Below are 16743 nucleotides of genomic sequence, written 5' to 3'. Positions count from 1 at the left end.
CGGCGCGGGCCACCCGCGCCGGTCGTGCAGAACCCCAGGCCAAATCACACCGCGGCGACGCTCCGGCTTGGCAGCGGATTGGCGCTACGGCGGCTCAGCCCGTAGAAGAACAGCCCGCCCAGGAAGCAGCCGGTGAACCAGGCGAAGTTGGCGATGGGCTTGAACCAGGGCACGAATGTGAAGCACAGCCCGATCAGCGCCGCGGCCACCAGTGCCTGGACCGCGACCCAATTGATGCCGCCGCTATACCAGTAGGCGCCACTCGGGCTGTCGTCGAACAGCGCATCGACATCGATGCGGCCCTTGCGCAGCAGGTAGTAGTCCACCAGCAGGATGCCGAACAGCGGGCCGATGCAGGACGCCAGGACGTCCAGGGTGTAGTGGATCACCTCGGGGTTGTTGAACAGATTCCAGGGGGTGAGAAAGATCGAGGCCACGGCAGCGATCATGCCGCCGGCGCGCCAGCTGATCTTGCTCGGGGCCACGTTGGCGAAGTCGAAGGCGGGCGAAACGAAGTTGGCGACGATGTTGATGCCGATGGTGGCGGTGACGAAGGTGAAGGCACCCAGCAGCACCGCGGTCGTGTTGTCGATGCGGGCCACGGTGGCGATGGGATCGTGGATCATCTCGCCGAACACCGGAAGGGTGCCGGAGACGATCACCACGGTGACCAGGGAAAAGGCCAGGAAGTTGATCGGCAGCCCCCAGAAATTCCCGCGACGAACGTCCTGCATGGAGCGGCAGTAGCGGCTGAAGTCACCGAAGTTGAGCGTGGGCCCGGAGAAATAGGACACCACCAGGGCGATGGCGACGATCACCTGGCCAAAGGCCGCCCAGCCAGTCAACTGCTTTTCCGCCAGGGTAAAGCTGATATTGCTCCAGCCGGCGCGCCAGACGATCCAGGCGGCGAGCAGGAACATCACCGCATAGACGGCAGGGCCAGCCCAGTCGATGAAGCGGCGAATGGACTCCATGCCGGCCCAGAACACGCAGGCCTGCAGGAACCAGAGGGTCAGGAAGCCACCCCAGCCCAGGTAGGAAAGACCCAGGAAATCGCTGTCGCCATAGACCGCCAGCGCGGGGAAGAAGCGCAGCACCACGATGACCAGGGCGCTGGAGGCCAGGTAGGTCTGGATGCCGTACCAGGCCACCGCGATCAGGCCACGGATCACCGCTGGAATGTTCGCGCCGAAGACGCCGAACGCCAGCCGGCAGACCACCGGATAGGGTACGCCAGCCTGCTGGCTGGGCCGGGCGACCAGATTGGCGATGACCTGAACGATGCAGATCCCCACCAGCAGCGCGATCAACACCTGCCAGCTGGCCAGCCCCAGGGCGAACAGGCTGGCGGCGAAGACATAGCCGCCGACGCTGTGCACGTCGCTCATCCAGAAGGCGAAGATGTTGTACCAGCTCCATTTCTGCTCGACCGGGCCGAGGTCTTCGTTGTACAGACGTGGGCTGTAGCCCGGGGGAATCTGCTGGTTCATGAATCGCCTCCTCCGTGGTGGCGGGTACCTGCATACGGCGCCCGCCTTGTTTTGTATACAATCCCACCGAGCAGAGACCGTGCCAGTTACCGCGAAATACCCTTAACTCGCTGGCTCACTAGGGATTTTTCACAGGAAAAGCTACCAATGCAGCATTCCAGACGTTACCGGACGTGCACTTCCCTGGGGCGTTTGGTGGCAGACAGGCGCTACCTTGGCGCACAGAGTCAACCAGATTCCCCCATCGTCGAGGCCCCATAACTTGTATACAATCTAGGCAAATCGCCGGAGCCAGCCCATGAGTGCAGTACCCTCGCCGCTCGCCGTTGCCGCCTCTCCCCGGGACGAGCGGATCTACCAGGACATCCTCGACGCCATCGTCGAGCATCGCCTGACTCCGGGCACCCGGCTGCCGGAAGACACCCTGGCGGAAACCTTCGGCATCAGTCGTACCGGCATCCGCAAGGTGCTGCAGCGGCTGGCCCTGGAACGCCTGGTGACCCTGCGCGCCAATCGCGGTGCCCAGGTCGCCCAGCCCAGTGCCAAGGAGGCCCAGGACATCCTCGCCGCACGCCAGCTGATCGAACCGGCGCTGATGCCCCTGGTGGCCGCACGGGTCGACAGCGCCCAGCTCGCGCCCCTGCGGCAGCTGTGCCTCGAGGAGCATGAGGCCCAGCATGGCGGCCGCCACAGCCTGGCGATCCAGCTGTCCGCGCGCTTCCACGTCGAACTCGCCGCCCTCGCCGACAACCAGGTGCTGACCGAGCAGGTCGCCCAACTGGCCAGTCGCTCCTCGCTGCTGATCGCCATCTATGGCTCGCGGCACAGCCTGGGTTGCGATTGCGGCCAGCACGAAGACCTGCTGGACCTGCTCGTTCAGGGCAAGGGCGCGGCCGCCAGCGACTGGATGGCGCAGCATCTGCGCCTGATCCGCGAATCCCTCCGGATCGACCGGCCCGTGGCCGCCGAGCCCGATTTCCGCAGCATCTTCAAACGCAGTTGAGGCGTCCCATGCAGATTCAGGTCATCAATCCCAATACCAGCGCCAGCATGACCGCCAAGATCGGTCGTGCGGCCCAGGCCATCGCCCGCCCGGGCACCACCATTTTCGCCAGCAACCCCGAAGCCGGTCCGGTCTCCATCGAGAGTCACTACGACGAAGCCGTGGCTGCGGTTGGCGTGATCGAGGAAATGCGCAAGGGCGTCGACGCGGGCTGCGCGGCCCATGTCATCGCCTGCTTCGGCGATCCGGGCCTGCTGGCCGCGCGGGAAATGGCCAAGGGGCCGGTGCTGGGCATCGCCGAGGCCGGCTTTCACCTGGCCAGCCTGCTGGCCACCCGCTTCGCCGTGGTGACCACCCTCACCCGCACCCGCATCATCGCCGAGCACCTGCTGCAGCGTTACGGCTTCGCCGAGCTGTGCACCTCGGTGCGTTGCATCGACCTGCCAGTGCTGGCGCTGGAGGCCGCCGACGACAGCCTGATCGAGCTGATCGCCGCCGAGGGGCGTCGCGCCCGGGACGAGGAAGGTGCCGGGGCCATCGTGCTGGGCTGTGGCGGCATGGCCGATCTGCGCGAAGCCCTGAGCGAGGCCATCGGCATTCCGGTGATCGAAGGTGTCAGCGCCGCGGTCAAGCTGGCCGAATCCTTGGTCGACCTGGGCCTGGGCACCAGCAAGCACGGTGACCTGGCCTATCCCATCGCCAAGCCCTTCACCGGACGCTTCGCGCATCTGGGTCGTTAAGCTACGGCCAAGGTCTAACGGCATAACGCACAGGATGCGACAACGCGGCGCTTAACTTCGTCAGAGGCTTGGCGTAGAATTAGGCAGCCTTATAGGCGCAATGTCCGATACGAAGCTGTTTTCAAAGCGTCACGAGTAAAGTTTCCGGCGACCCTCCAGGCAGCGGCGGCCTCATCAACCGCCCTGCTGTCTGACCTGCTCCCCGCAGCAGCCGGCGTAAAACTTTGAAAACAGCTTCCAGCGGAATGCGTCCGGCGCGACGGCGGTCCTGCCCGCAGCCTCCCCCGTCATACCCTGCCGGATACATTTCGGGGCGCCAGCCCCCGGACGCAATATTGGACCACTGATGAGGGTCAACCTGTGCTTGAAGCCTATCGTAAACACGTAGAAGAGCGTGCCGCCCAGGGCATCGTGCCCCAGCCGCTGAACGCCGAACAAACGGCCGGTCTGGTCGAACTGCTGAAGAATCCCCCGGCCGGTGAGGAAGAATTTCTCGTCGACCTCATTACCAACCGCGTACCGCCGGGCGTCGACGAAGCCGCCTACGTGAAGGCCGGTTTCCTCTCCGCCATCGCCAACGGCGAAGCCCAGTCCCCGCTGATCTCCCGTCGGCGCGCCACCGAGCTGCTGGGTACCATGCAGGGCGGCTACAACATCGCCACCCTGGTCGAGCTGCTGGACGACGCCGAACTGGGCGCCGTGGCCGCCGAGCAACTCAAGCACACCCTGCTGATGTTCGACGCCTTCCACGACGTGGCCGAGAAGGCCAAGGCGGGCAATGCCCACGCTAAAGCCGTCATGCAGTCCTGGGCCGAAGGCGAGTGGTACAAGAAGCGTCCGGAAATCGCCGAGAAGTACACCCTGACCGTGTTCAAGGTGCCGGGCGAGACCAACACCGACGACCTCTCCCCCGCCCCTGACGCCTGGTCGCGTCCAGACATCCCGCTGCACGCCCTGGCCATGCTGAAGATGGCCCGCGACGGCATCGTGCCCGAGCAACAAGGCAGCATCGGTCCGCTCAAGCAGATCGAGGAAGTGCGTGCCAAGGGTTTCCCGGTCGCCTACGTCGGTGACGTGGTCGGCACCGGTTCTTCCCGCAAGTCCGCCACCAACTCCGTGCTGTGGTTCTTCGGCGACGACATCCCCTACGTGCCCAACAAGCGCGCGGGCGGTTTCTGCTTCGGCTCCAAGATCGCGCCGATCTTCTACAACACCATGGAAGACGCCGGTGCCCTGCCGATCGAATTCGACGTGTCTGAGCTGGAAATGGGCGACGTCATCGACGTCTATCCCAAGGCTGGCAAGGTCACCCGCCATGGCAGCGACGAGGTGCTCGCCACCTTCGAACTCAAGACCCCCGTGCTGCTGGACGAAGTCCGCGCCGGCGGCCGTATCCCGCTGATCGTCGGCCGTGGCCTGACCGAGAAGGCGCGTGCCGAACTGGGCATGGGTCCGACCGACCTGTTCAACAAGCCGGACCAGCCGGCCGAGAGCAGCAAGGGCTACACCCTGGCGCAGAAGATGGTCGGCAAGGCCTGCGGCGTCGAGGGCGTGCGCCCCGGCACCTACTGCGAACCGAAGATGACCACCGTCGGCTCCCAGGACACCACCGGCCCGATGACCCGCGACGAGCTGAAGGACCTGGCCTGCCTGGGCTTCTCGGCTGACCTGGTGATGCAGTCCTTCTGCCACACCGCGGCCTATCCCAAGCCCATCGACGTCAAGACCCACCACACCCTGCCGGATTTCATCCGCACCCGTGGCGGTGTTTCCCTGCGTCCGGGCGACGGCATCATCCACAGCTGGCTGAACCGCATGCTGCTGCCCGACACCGTCGGCACCGGTGGCGATTCCCACACCCGCTTCCCGATCGGCATCTCCTTCCCGGCCGGTTCCGGTCTGGTCGCCTTCGCCGCGGCCACCGGCGTCATGCCGCTGGACATGCCGGAGTCGGTACTGGTGCGCTTCAAGGGCAAGATGCAGCCCGGGATCACCCTGCGTGACCTGGTGCATGCCATTCCCTACTACGCCATCCAGAAGGGCCTGCTGACCGTCGAGAAGAAAGGCAAGAAGAACATCTTCTCCGGCCGCATCCTCGAGATCGAAGGCCTGGAAGACCTGACCGTGGAGCAGGCGTTCGAGCTGTCCGATGCCTCCGCCGAGCGCTCCGCCGCCGGCTGCACCATCAAGCTGTCGCCGGAGTCCATCACCGAGTACCTGCAGTCCAACATCACCCTGCTGCGCTGGATGATCGAGGAAGGCTACGGTGACCCGCGTACCCTGGAGCGCCGTGCGCGCGCCATGGAAGCCTGGATCGCCAACCCGGAACTGCTCGCCGCCGATGCCGACGCCGAATACAGCGAAGTCATCGAGATCGACCTGTCCGAGGTCAACGAGCCCGTCCTGTGCGCCCCGAACGATCCGGACGACGCCCGCCTGCTGTCCCAGGTGGCCGGCGACAAGATCGACGAGGTGTTCATCGGTTCCTGCATGACCAACATCGGTCACTTCCGCGCCGCCGGCAAGCTGCTGGACAAGGTCAAGGGCTCGATTCCGACCCGCCTGTGGCTGTCGCCGCCGACCAAGATGGACCAGCACCAGCTGACCGAGGAAGGCTACTACGGCATCTACGGCAAGGCTGGCGCACGCATGGAAATGCCGGGCTGCTCGCTGTGCATGGGCAATCAGGCCCGCGTAGCCGCCAACGCCACCGTGGTGTCCACCTCCACCCGTAACTTCCCCAACCGCCTGGGCGACGGCGCCAACGTCTACCTGGCGTCGGCGGAACTGGCCGCGGTGGCCTCGATCCTGGGCAAGCTGCCCAGCGTCGAGGAATACATGGAATACGCGAAGAGCATCGACAGCATGGCCGCGGACGTCTACCGCTACCTGAGCTTCGACCAGATCGCCGAATTCCGTGAAAGCGCCGAGAAGGCCCGTATCGCCGCCGTCGAAGTCTGACGTTAGCGTTAGGTACTGAAAAACCGCCCTTCGGGGCGGTTTTTTATTGCGCCGCGATCCTGGCTGTCCAGGACAGCTGCCTCCCCTTGAACCGGTCTTAAGCGGCGGTTAACCCAAACGCCCTACCCTCAAGTTTTCCTTCTATCGAGATCACCCTATGAAACGTCTTGTCATTGCGAGCCTATCCACCCTGTTGCTCGGTCTCAGCCAAACGACGATGGCAGCGGGCTGTATCAAGGGCGCCGTGGTTGGCGGCGTGGCGGGACATGTGGCTGGTCACCACGCCATCGCCGGTGCCGTCGCCGGTTGCGTCATCGGCCATCACATGGCGGCGAAGGCCAAGGAAGAGCAGCAGCACGGTCACGCCTGAATGCGATGAGGCGCTTTCCAGCGGTGGACATGAGTCGCTATCAACATCGCGACTATTCACCGAAGCAGCCATTCGCACGGCGCCTGAGACGGCTTTAACGCAGACTCTTCACGCTCTCCCCAAGCCCAGTCCGTATCGCGGCCATGGGCCGCTCCTGCAGCTTCAGGCATGGCTGTAGGAGCGGCCCATGGCCGCGATATCGATAGTCCGCCAACGACCCAGCGTCCAGGGCGACTTGCCGGCCAAGCTGTAGCGCAGGAGAACTGGCGAGGCTCGTCAAGGTCAATTGTTACAGGACATTACTTCGCACCCACGAGAGGTCGCCACCATGAAGCTCCTGCCTACCCTTGCCCTTTCTGCTCTGCTACTCGGCGCCAGCCAAGCCACCTTTGCCGCTGGCTGTGTCAAGGGCGCCGTGGTCGGCGGCGCCGCGGGCCATGTCGCCGGGGGTCACGGCGTCGCCGGTGCCGCCGCGGGCTGCGCCATCGGGCACCACGAGGCCAACAAGAAGGCCAAGGAAGACCAGCAGGCCGCGCCCAAGCAATAGTCGCAAGGCCCCGCCAGCCCTGGCGGGCGGGGCCGATTTAACGCTTTCTTTACGCCCCGCCACCGCTCCCCGCCTCGCTTCTTTACGCCCCTCCTCCCGACAATTTCTCCACGCGGCAACGGCCGTCTCTGGAGAACTCGTGATGACCCCCTGGAATCTTCTGGCCCTGCTCCTGGCACTGGGTCTGTTCGTCTATCTGCTGGCGGCGCTGCTGCGCGCCGGCCGATCCTAGGGAGGCGGCATGGATAGCCAAGCCGCGTTCCTGATCCTGGCCTTCCTGGCCCTGACCTTTCTTCCTGCCCCTTTCCTGGGGCGTTACTTCTACCGTGCGCTGGAAGGCGAGCGGACCTGGCTGACCTTTGTCGGCGGCCCCTTGGAGCGCCTGACGCTGAAGGTGGTAGGCACAGATGGTCGCGGCCAGGACTGGCGCACCTATGCCATCGCCCTGGTGCTGTTCAACGGGCTGGGCATCGGTCTGCTGTTCGCCATCCTCGTACTCCAGGGCGGTCTGCCGTTGAATCCGCAGCAGCTGCCCGGGCTGGAATGGACCCTGGCGCTGAACACCGCCATCAGTTTCGTCACCAACACCAACTGGCAGGCCTATAGCGGCGAAGCCTCGCTGAGCTACTTCAGCCAGATGGTTGGCCTGGGCGTGCAGAACTTCGTCAGCGCCGCGGTGGGCGTCGCCGTGCTGGCCGCCCTGGCCCGCGGCATCACCCGCCGCAGTGCCCAGGAGATCGGCAACTTCTGGGTCGATCTGTTTCGCGCCACCTTCTATGTGCTGCTGCCGCTGTGCGTGCCCCTCGCGCTGCTGCTGATCTGGCAGGGCGTGCCCCAGACCTTCGCCGCCTATGTCGATGCCACCACCCTGCAGGGCGCTAGCCAGACCCTGCCACTGGGCCCGGCGGCCAGCCAGATCGCGATCAAGCAGCTGGGTACCAACGGCGGCGGCTTCTTTGGCGTCAACTCGGCGCACCCCTTCGAGAACCCCACGGCGCTGAGCGATCTGCTGGAGCTGTCGGCCATCCTGATGATTCCGGCCGCGCTGGTGTTCAGCTTTGGCCACTACGTCAAGGATCGGCGGCAGAGCTGGGCGATCTTCGCCGCCATGTTCAGCCTGCTGGTGGTCGGAGGCGCCGTGGCCATCGGTGCCCAGAACCACGCCAACCCCGCGCTGGCCGGCCTGTCGATCACCCAGGGGGCGTCCCTGGAAGGCCTGGAGACCCGCTTCGGCGGTACCGCCTCGGCGCTCTGGGCAACGGTGACCACCGCCGCCTCCAACGGCTCGGTGAACGCCATGCATGACAGCCTGGCACCCCTGACCGGCCTGATCGCCCTGTTCAACATGATGCTCGGCGAGGTGATCTTTGGCGGCGTCGGCGCCGGTCTCTACGGCATGCTGCTCAATGTGCTGATCGCCGTCTTCATCGCCGGCCTGATGGTGGGTCGTACCCCGGAATACCTGGGCAAGAAGCTGGAAGCCCCCGAGGTGCGGCTGCTGGTGGCGACCCTGCTGGTCATGCCGCTGGGCGTGCTGGTGCTGGGCGCCATCGCTGCCGGCGTTCCGGCCGGCGTGGCCGGGATCGGCGCCAGCGGCCCCCATGGTTTCAGCCAGCTGCTCTATGCCTACACCTCGGCCACGGCCAACAACGGCTCGGCCTTTGGCGGTTTCAGCGCCAACACCCCCTTCCACAACCTGATGCTGAGCCTGGCCCTGCTGATCGGTCGCTTCGGCTACATCCTGCCGATCCTGGCCATCGCCGGCAGCCTGGCCGCCAAGCGACCCGTGCCGCTCGGCCCCAACAGCTTTCCCACCCACGGGCCGCTGTTCGTCACCCTGCTGGTGATCACCCTGCTGCTGGTGGGCGGCCTGACCTTCCTGCCGACGCTCGCCCTGGGGCCGATCGCCGACCATCTGCAACTGTTCGGAGTCCGCTGAAATGGATGCCCAGACCCACACCCTGCCCACTCCTACCCCTGGCACCCTGTGGCGCCAGGCGCTGCGGCAGGCCTTCGTCAAGCTCGACCCGCGCCAGCAGATCCGCTCGCCGGTGATGTTCGTGGTGGAGATCACCGCGCTGTTCTCCACCCTGCTGTGCCTGGCGCCGGACAATGGCGTGAGCACCGGGGTGGCGGTGCAGCTCACCCTCTGGCTGTGGTTCACCCTGCTGTTCGCCAACTTCGCCGAAGCCCTCGCCGAGGGACGTGGCAAGGCGCGCGCCGACAGCCTCAAGGGCATCGGCCAGAATCTCGCCGCTCGCCTGGAGGAAAACGGCGAGCACCGGATGGTGCCGGCCAGCGCCCTGCGCAAGGGCCAGATCGTGCGGGTGGAAGCCGGCGAGCTGATCCCCGGTGACGGCGAGATCGTCGAAGGCGTGGCCGCGGTCAACGAGGCGGCCATCACCGGGGAATCGGCGCCGGTGATCCGCGAGTCCGGCGGCGATCGCTCGGCGGTCACCGGCAACACCCGGGTGGTGTCGGACTGGATCCGGGTGCGCATCACCGCCAACCCCGGCGAGTCGACCCTGGATCGGATGATCGCCCTGGTGGAAGGCGCCAAGCGGCAGAAGACCCCCAACGAGGTCGCCCTGGACATCCTGCTGATCGGCCTGACGCTGATCTTCCTGCTGGTGGTGGTGACCCTGCAGCCCTTTGCCGCCCTGGCCGGTGGCGAGCTGCCGCTGCTGTTCCTGGTAGCGCTGCTGGTGACCCTGATCCCCACCACCATCGGCGGCCTGCTCTCGGCCATCGGCATCGCCGGCATGGATCGCCTGGTGCGGCTGAACGTGATCGCCACCTCGGGGCGCGCCGTGGAAGCCGCCGGTGACGTCCATACCCTGTTGCTGGACAAGACCGGCACCATCACCTTCGGCAACCGCCGCTGCAGCGCCCTGTACGCGGCCCAGGGCATCACGCCCAAAGCCCTGGCCGAGGGCGCGCTCTATGCCTCGCTGGCCGACGAGACTCCGGAAGGCCGTTCGGTGGTGGAATACCTGCGCAACCTGCACCCGCTGGAGGAGCCGCCGCGCGCCCAGGTCACGCCCATTCCCTTCAGCGCCGAGACGCGCCTGTCGGGCATCGACTGGCAGGGCCGCGAGTATCGCAAGGGTGCGGTGGACGCCGTGCTGATGTTTCTCGGCCAGACCCGCGCCGACCTGCCGGAGGTATTGGCCCGGGAGATCGAGACCATCGCCAAGAGTGGCGGCACCCCGCTGCTGGTCTGCGGCGAAGGCCGGCTGCTGGGCGCCATCCACCTCAAGGACGTGGTCAAGCCGGGCATCCGCGAGCGTTTCGCCGAGCTGCGTACCCTGGGCATCCGCACCGTGATGGTGACCGGCGACAACCCCCTGACCGCTACCGCCATCGCCGCCGAGGCCGGGGTGGATGATGTCATCGCCGAAGCCACGCCCGAGAAGAAGCTGGAGCGCATCCGCAGCGAACAGGCCGAGGGCAAGCTGGTGGCCATGTGCGGTGACGGCGCCAACGACGCCCCGGCCCTGGCCCAGGCCGATGTCGGCATGGCGATGAACGATGGCACCCAGGCCGCCCGCGAGGCCGCCAACCTGGTGGATCTGGATTCGGACCCCACCAAGCTGCTCGACGTGGTGCAGGTGGGCAAGGAGTTGCTGGTGACCCGCGGCGCCCTGACCACCTTTTCGGTGGCCAACGACGTGGCCAAGTACTTCGCCATCCTGCCCGCGCTGTTCGCCGGCATCTATCCGCAGCTGAACGTGCTCAACGTGATGCACTTGGCCAGTCCGCAGAGCGCCATCCTGTCGGCCATCGTGTTCAACGCCCTGATCATTGTCGCGCTGATTCCCCTGGCGCTGCGCGGGGTACGGGTCAAGGCCGCCAGCGCCGCCGCCCTGTTGCGCCGCAACCTGCTGATCTATGGGCTGGGCGGCATCGTCGTGCCCTTCATCGGCATCAAAGCTATCGACCTGGCGCTCGGCGCCCTGGGTCTGGTCTGAGGAGACCGCCATGCTCATGCAATTACGTTCCGCCGCGCTGATGCTCCTGTTGCTCAGCGCCTTGACCGGGGGCGCCTACCCCCTGCTGGTGACGGTGCTCGGCCAAGTGCTGTTCGCCGACCAGGCCGGCGGGAGCCTGATCCGCCGCGACGACGGCAGCGTCATTGGCTCCCGCCTGATCGCCCAGCAATTCACCGGCCCCGAGTGGTTCCAGCCGCGCCCTTCCGCCGGCGACTACGCCACCGTCTCCAGCAGTGCCAGCAACCTGGCGCAGTCGTCGCCAGCGCTGCGCGAGCGGATCGAGAAGGCGCTGCCCGACATCCAGATGGCTGGCCAAGGCCCGGTGCCCCAGGAACTGGTGACCACCTCCGCCAGCGGCCTCGACCCGGACCTCACCCCGGCCGGCGCCCGCTATCAGATCGCCCGGGTCGCAGCCGCGCGCGGCCTGGCGCCGGAGCGCCTGGAAGCCCTGGTGAGCGAACAGACGCGCACCTCGCGCTTCGGTCCGGCAACGGTTAATGTCCTGCTCCTCAACCTGGCCCTGGCAGACCTGAGCAAATGACCGACAGCACCGGGCGCGCCGAAGCGCTGCTCGCCGAACACCGCGAAGGCCGTGGCCGCCTCAAGGTCTTCCTGGGGGCGGCGCCCGGCGTGGGCAAGACCTACGCCATGCTGCAGGCGGCCCAGACCGCGCTGCGCCAGGGCCGCCGGGTGCGCGCCGGGATCGTTGAAACCCATGGGCGGCGGGAGACCGCCGCCCTCCTCGCCGGCCTGCCCCAGCAACCGCTGCGGCGGGTCGAGCACCGCGGCCTCAAGCTCAGCGAACTGGATCTAGAAGGCCTGCTGGCCGATCCGCCGGAGCTGGTGCTGGTCGACGAACTGGCCCACAGCAACGCCCCCGGCAGTCGCCATGCCAAGCGCTGGCAGGACGTGGAGGATCTGCTCGCCGCCGGCATCCACGTCTACACCACGGTCAATGTCCAGCACCTGGAAAGCCTCAACGACGAGGTGCGCGACATCACCGGCGTCCAGGTCCGCGAGACCGTGCCCGACCTGGTGCTGCTCGACGCCGATGACCTGGTGCTCATCGACCTGCCGCCGCGAGAGCTGCTGGAGCGGCTGCGCGAGGGCAAGGTCTATGTGCCCGAGCAGGCCCGCGCAGCCATCGATGCCTTCTTCAGCCAGACCAATCTCACCGCCCTGCGTGAACTGGCCATGCGCACCGCCGCAGCCCAGGTGGATTCGGCGCTCGCCCTGAGATACCGCCAGCAGGGCCAGGCTGCCCCGCCGCTGCTGGGCCGATTGATCGTCGGCGCCGGCACCGCGCCTTCGGCGGAGCGCCTGGTGCGCCATGCCAGTCGCCTCGCCGACCAGCGCCACCTGCCCTGGACCCTCGTCCACGTCGATACCGGCCAGCCGCTGGACGATGCTGCCCGCGCCAACCTCCAGGCTAGCCAACGCCTGGCCGAACGCCTGGGTGGCGAGGTGCTGACGCTGCGCGACAGCGATCCGGCCCGCGCCCTGGTCCGCCATGCCCGCGACCAGCGCGCCAGCGTGCTGCTGATCGGCCGCGGCCGCCCGCGCGGCTTCAGTCTGAGGCGTCGCCTGGCCAGTCGTCTGTTGCGCCTGGCGCAGGGACTGGAGATCGCCATCCTCGATCTGGATCGCGACGCCCCACCGGCCGCCCGCCCGCGCCGGTCCATCAAGCCCGGCCCCTATGGCGCCGCGATCCTGGCGACCACGGTAGCTGCGGCCATCGCCGAAGGCCTGTCCGGGCTGCTGGAACTGCCCAATATCTCGCTGATCTTTCTTGCCGCCGTCCTGCTGGTGGCGGTACGTAGCAGTCGCGGCCCGGCGCTGTTCTGCGCCTTGCTGGGCTTTCTCGCCTACGATTTCCTGTTCATTCCGCCGGCCTTCTCGCTGACCATCAACCGCGAGCAGGATGTCCTCACCCTGGCCTTCTTCCTGCTGATGGCGCTGCTCACCGGGGATCTGGCCGCTCGCCAGCGGCGCCAGCTGCAGGCGCTACGCCTGACCCAGCGCGAGACGCTGGCGCTACTGGACTTCACCCGTCAGCTGAGCGCCGCCAGCGATCGCCAGGCGGTGGTCAGTGTCACGCTCAAGCAATTGGGCGACGCGACTCGCCACGTCTGCCTGCTGCTGCCGGAAAAGGCCGGGCAGTTGGTGACCCAACCGGGCGATCTGACCCTGGCCGACAACGAACGCATCGCCGCCGAATGGGCCTGGAAGCAGGAAAAGCCAGCCGGTTGCGGCACCGACACCCTGCCCTCCGGCGGCTGGTGGTGGTGGCCGCTGCTGAGTGAGAGCGGCAGCTTGGCTGTGCTGGGCGTGCGACGGGACAACGCCCACCCCCTGGACCACGCGGAGCGTCGCCAGCTGGCCAGCCTGGCGCAGCCCCTGGGCCAGGCCCTGGCACGGGTCCGCCTCAGCGAGGATCTGGAGGCCGCCCGCCTGCACGGCGAGACCGAACAGCTGCGCAGCGCCCTGCTCGCCTCGGTGTCCCATGACCTGCGCACGCCGCTGACGGTGATGCGCGGCTCCATCGACGCCTTGGCCACCCTCGGGGACGCCATTCCCGCCAGCGATCGACAGGAATTGCTGGAAGCCACCCGCCAGGAGGCCGAACGCCTTGATCGCTATATCCAGAATCTGCTGGACATGACCCGCCTCGGCCACGGCAGCTTGCAGCTGGCACGGGACTGGGTCGACCCCGGCGACATCCTCGCCAGCGCCCTGCAGCGCCTGAAGCCGCTGCTGAGCGGATTGCAGGTAGCCACCCGGATCGAGGCGGGTCTGCCACTGCTCTGGATTCATCCGGCGCTGATCGAACAGGCGCTGGTCAATGTGCTGGAGAACGCCATCCGCTTTTCCGTACCCGGTGGCCGGCTGGAGATCAGCCTGCTACGCCAGGGAGGTGAACTGCAGATCGCCGTAGCCGACGAAGGCCCGGGCATCCCGCCGGAAGAGCGCCCACGGATCTTCGACATGTTCTATACCGCCGCGCGGGGTGACCGGGGCGGCCAGGGCACCGGCCTGGGCCTGGCGATCTGCCAGGGCATGGTGGGCGCCCATGGCGGGCGGGTCAGCGTGGAAGACGGCCTGGACGGTCGTGGCACCACGCTGCGGATGCACCTGCCGCTACCGGCGGCGCCACCTGCGGAATAAGGCTGCGTATCCCTGCAGTACCAGACGCTATGATGATGCCCTCTTGCCTGGAAAGCCCCAGATGCCCGCTCACGTCCTCGTCATCGACGACGAACCCCAGATCCGCAAATTCCTGCGCATCAGCCTCGCGGCCCAGGGCTATCAGGTCAGTGAAGCCGCCACCGGCACCGAGGGCCTCGCCCAGGCGGCGCTGGGCCAGCCGGATCTGGTCATCCTCGACCTGGGCCTGCCCGATCGCGACGGCCAGGAGGTGCTGGTCGAATTGCGCGAATGGTCCGCGGTGCCGGTGCTGGTGCTGTCGGTGCGGGCGGACGAGCGCGAGAAGGTGCGCGCCCTGGATGCAGGCGCCAACGACTATGTGACCAAGCCCTTCGGTATCCAGGAATTCCTGGCGCGCAGTCGCGCCCTGCTCCGCCAGAGCCCGGCCACGGCGACCCCGCAGATCACGGCCTTGGACGTGGGTGACTTGAGAGTGGATTTCGCCTATCGCCGGGTCACTCTGGCCGCGAGCGAGATCGCTCTGACGCGCAAGGAATACGCCGTGCTGGCTGCCCTCGCCCACTATCCAGGACGCGTAGTAACTCAGCGCCAGTTGCTGATCGATATCTGGGGCCCGACTCATGCGCAGGACAGTCATTATTTGCGCATCGTGATCGGCCATCTCCGACAGAAGTTGGCAGACGATCCAGTCGCCCCGCGTTATATCGTGACGGAACCCGGTGTGGGCTATCGCCTGCGTTACGACGGTTAGTCCGCCTAGGCTGGATAGGATTCGTCCATTAAGAAAAGCACCTGCCCGCCCAGTCTTCACCACTTTCCGAAGCGCCTGCAAAAGCGCGACCGGCATGGCCTTCCAATCCCGGCGTAGAAGCATTGAAGATATGATGAATATGACCGGAATCGGCGACCAGGATGCGCATGGACGACAATCGCCCGATCTTGGCGGTCTGATGCTGGCGGAATTGCGGAACGTGCTCAGGCGGCTCTAGCGGTAGAAAGATTCCGGTCGGTAGACACGTCTTGCACGGCACCGACCGAAACCCGGGTAACGCCTTACTGCAACCAGCCTTCCACGGTATCGGCGCCGTGTTCGGCTTTCCAAGCCTTGAGCACCTTGTGGTTGCCGCCCTTGGTCTCGATGATCTCGCCGGTCTTGGGGTGCTGATAACGCTTGGTGCTGCGTGGGCGACGCTTGCCAACCGGCTTTTCCGGATGCGGCGTCTGGGCCTTGTGCTTGGGGGCGGCGTTCGGATCCAGGATGCCGATGATATCGCCCAGATTCATCTGGTATTCGTCCATCAACTCCTGCAGCTTGCTTTCGAATTCGATTTCCTTCTGCAGGGAACTGTCCTGTTTGAGGTCTTCGAGCAATTGCAGCTGAGCACGAAGTTGTTCTTCGGCAGCACGGAATTCGGCGAGACGGGACATGGACGCTCCTGACAACAACATGAAAAAGGGAATGTATGATTTCGCCCGCGGGCGAAACTTGAACGCGAAGATAAAGGATTGATGTCTTGGTTGCCAGTGGCAAATAACCTTTTTGAAAAATAGGGGGCATTATGCGCGATGGCAAGTTTGAATGTTAAGAAGACGTTAATCCAAGCCGATGAGTCGGTGCTGTCAGACGCCAATACTCAAGGTTTCCAGTGAATTAGGTAGTGGCAGGCTATAGCGCAAGGAAGACCGACCGATTAAAAGTTCCAATCTCAACTTGCATAATCAATGAGAACTCGGTTGAACCGCGGTCAGTTCCTTGGAAAAAGCGTTGGAGAAACGCGCTGGAATGGACCTCAGGCGGACGCATCCAGATCCAGCTGCGCTTCAGGCGCGGGCTGCCAATTGAAGGTATGGGCTATTACCCGCCGGTATTCGGTATCTATGGCCACCGGCGTTCGGCGAATATAGTCCCGCGCGTGAGCCTGGCGCTCAGGATCGAGTTTACGCAGGTAGTCGAGCGCCTCTTCCACGCTGGGCATGCGCTGATTGAGGCCACCGCTGCGTGGCGGCAAGGCGGTCCAGACCACCGCATCGAGCCCCTGCTCGCCTGCCCACGCCGCGATTCGTTGCTGGAATGGCGATTGCGGACCGCCTGGCCAGCTGCCAATGCACGCGGGCTGCTCGACTGGAACGCCTTCCCGCTCGCGCAGGGCTTCGCGGGCCGCTTCCAGGGTGTCGACCTCAAGAAACGCCCAGAGTACCTGGACCTCGGCCACACCTTCGCAAAGCACCGTGGCCAATTCGCCGCTGTCGCCCTCCCGGGCGAATTCGATGGGCAACAGGGGGCCCTCGGCGAACCAGTCCGAGGCGACCGGCAATTCCGCCGCCTTCCAGATCAACGAACCCCAACCCAGACAGGCGATCTTCATGGCCACTCCCATAAACCGACAATAGCCATTGGAGGCTACCGAGGCGTTGGGGTTTCCAGGCAGCAAGACTTGGCGACAAAAGTACCGGACGAAAAAAAGCGGCCACAAG

The 16743-nt window shown here is 65.9% G+C and carries 15 protein-coding genes; 11 read left to right on the top strand and 4 right to left on the bottom strand.

The window, feature by feature from the left end:
• Positions 1-44: 44 nt before the first annotated feature.
• Entirely contained in the window at positions 45-1490 is a 1446-nt protein-coding gene (locus C722_RS0110650; RefSeq protein WP_017640474.1) for an NCS1 family nucleobase:cation symporter-1, read from the bottom strand.
• Positions 1491-1788: 298 nt separating this feature from the next.
• On the opposite strand from C722_RS0110650, the gene C722_RS0110645 reads away from it, so the two are divergent.
• The 11 genes from C722_RS0110645 (at position 1789) to C722_RS0110595 (ending at position 15019) form a co-directional block, all read left to right on the top strand.
• A complete protein-coding gene (locus C722_RS0110645) occupies positions 1789-2493 on the top strand; it encodes a GntR family transcriptional regulator (protein ID WP_017640473.1) in 705 nt (234 codons plus the stop codon).
• Positions 2494-2501: 8 nt separating this feature from the next.
• Positions 2502-3233, top strand: coding sequence for an aspartate/glutamate racemase family protein (locus C722_RS0110640; RefSeq protein ID WP_017640472.1), 732 nt, complete (start codon positions 2502-2504; stop codon positions 3231-3233).
• Positions 3234-3593: 360 nt separating this feature from the next.
• Positions 3594-6194: a bifunctional aconitate hydratase 2/2-methylisocitrate dehydratase gene (gene acnB / locus C722_RS0110635; RefSeq protein ID WP_017640471.1), complete on the top strand. Its 2601-nt coding sequence runs from the start codon at positions 3594-3596 to the stop codon at positions 6192-6194.
• Between the two features lie 157 nt (positions 6195-6351).
• A complete protein-coding gene (locus C722_RS0110630) occupies positions 6352-6564 on the top strand; it encodes a hypothetical protein (RefSeq protein WP_017640470.1) in 213 nt (70 codons plus the stop codon).
• 328 nt (positions 6565-6892) lie between these two features.
• The gene (locus C722_RS0110625; RefSeq protein ID WP_017640469.1) at positions 6893-7111 is read left to right on the top strand and encodes a hypothetical protein; all 219 of its coding nucleotides are present in this window, start codon (positions 6893-6895) and stop codon (positions 7109-7111) included.
• Between the two features lie 142 nt (positions 7112-7253).
• Positions 7254-7343, top strand: coding sequence for a potassium-transporting ATPase subunit F (locus C722_RS26190; RefSeq protein WP_017640468.1), 90 nt, complete (start codon positions 7254-7256; stop codon positions 7341-7343).
• Positions 7344-7352: 9 nt separating this feature from the next.
• Positions 7353-9050 carry a potassium-transporting ATPase subunit KdpA gene (gene kdpA, locus C722_RS0110615; protein WP_017640467.1) on the top strand — a complete coding sequence of 566 codons (1698 nt, stop codon included), beginning with the start codon at positions 7353-7355 and terminating at the stop codon, positions 9048-9050.
• Position 9051: 1 nt separating this feature from the next.
• Positions 9052-11082 (top strand): potassium-transporting ATPase subunit KdpB, encoded by a 2031-nt coding sequence (gene kdpB, locus C722_RS0110610; RefSeq protein WP_017640466.1) that lies wholly within the window; start codon positions 9052-9054, stop codon positions 11080-11082.
• A 10-nt stretch (positions 11083-11092) separates the two neighbouring features.
• Positions 11093-11644, top strand: coding sequence for a potassium-transporting ATPase subunit KdpC (kdpC, locus tag C722_RS0110605; protein WP_017640465.1), 552 nt, complete (start codon positions 11093-11095; stop codon positions 11642-11644).
• The gene (locus C722_RS0110600; protein WP_017640464.1) at positions 11641-14268 is read left to right on the top strand and encodes a sensor histidine kinase KdpD; all 2628 of its coding nucleotides are present in this window, start codon (positions 11641-11643) and stop codon (positions 14266-14268) included. Before kdpC ends, C722_RS0110600 begins: the two co-directional genes overlap by 4 nt.
• Positions 14269-14329: 61 nt before the next feature.
• Entirely contained in the window at positions 14330-15019 is a 690-nt protein-coding gene (locus C722_RS0110595) for a response regulator (protein WP_017640463.1), read from the top strand.
• Between the two features lie 28 nt (positions 15020-15047).
• On the opposite strand, the gene C722_RS26185 is transcribed toward C722_RS0110595, so the two are convergent.
• The 3 genes from C722_RS26185 to C722_RS0110585 form a co-directional block, all read right to left on the bottom strand.
• Positions 15048-15188, bottom strand: a complete 141-nt coding sequence (locus C722_RS26185; protein WP_156522342.1) for a hypothetical protein — start codon at positions 15186-15188, stop codon at positions 15048-15050.
• 133 nt (positions 15189-15321) lie between these two features.
• A complete protein-coding gene (locus tag C722_RS0110590) occupies positions 15322-15696 on the bottom strand; it encodes a histone-like nucleoid-structuring protein, MvaT/MvaU family (RefSeq protein WP_017640462.1) in 375 nt (124 codons plus the stop codon).
• Between the two features lie 362 nt (positions 15697-16058).
• A complete protein-coding gene (locus C722_RS0110585; RefSeq protein WP_017640461.1) occupies positions 16059-16634 on the bottom strand; it encodes a hypothetical protein in 576 nt (191 codons plus the stop codon).
• Positions 16635-16743 lie beyond the last annotated feature (109 nt).

The organism is Pseudomonas sp. 313, from assembly GCF_000316965.1.
In the GTDB taxonomy this organism is placed as follows: domain Bacteria; phylum Pseudomonadota; class Gammaproteobacteria; order Pseudomonadales; family Pseudomonadaceae; genus Chryseomonas; species Chryseomonas benzopyrenica.
This window is presented reverse-complemented; position numbering and strand designations above follow the sequence as displayed.